Origin of the sequence: Microbacterium testaceum, from assembly GCF_001476655.1 — a bacterium.
Classification (GTDB): domain Bacteria; phylum Actinomycetota; class Actinomycetes; order Actinomycetales; family Microbacteriaceae; genus Microbacterium; species Microbacterium testaceum_C.
Window position 1 is genome coordinate 1 of record NZ_LDRT01000202.1, and the last position, 584, is coordinate 584.

Consider the following 584-nt stretch of genomic DNA (forward strand, 5'->3'; position numbering starts at 1 on the left):
TCTTGTGGGTGATCGCGGCGCTCGTCGCCGGGCTCGTCATCTTCGTGATCGCCTGGTGGCGGCGCGGTCCGGCGTAGACCCTGAGCCGCCCTGTCGCGGCTCCTCCGGCGCCACGTGCCGCGAGATCACACGATCCGCGCGCCGTCGCACGCCCGGGCGCGCTCGCATCGTGCGTCCTCGAGGCGACCGTGCGATCTCGGCGCGGCGCGCGCCGTTGCCCTTCTCGACGTCCTCTGACATAATTACTGAACGATCGGTCGGAAAACCTCGCAGTCGAGGTGGACGCGACCCCGCCAGAGCCGGCGGGGGAGAGGATGGCGATGTCGCAGGCGTTTCTCATCGGCGGTGCACGCACCCCGGTCGGGCGGTACGGCGGGGCTCTGGCATCCGTCCGCCCCGACGACCTGGCGGCCCTCGTGGTCGGCGAAGCCGTGGCTCGCGCGGGCGTTCCCGCCGAGGCGATCGACGAGGTCATCCTCGGCGCGGCGAACCAGGCGGGGGAGGACAACCGCAACGTCGCCCGCATGGCCGTGCTGCTGGCCGGGCTTCCCGACGCGATCCCCGGTCTCACCGTGAACCGCCTG

At 72.3% G+C, this 584-nt stretch carries 1 pseudogene; it reads left to right on the forward strand.

Features of this window, described 5'->3' with window-relative positions:
• Nucleotides 1-320 precede the first annotated feature (320 nt).
• Nucleotides 321-584 (forward strand): annotated as a pseudogene (locus tag NS220_RS18290) (3-oxoadipyl-CoA thiolase); the annotation flags it as partial.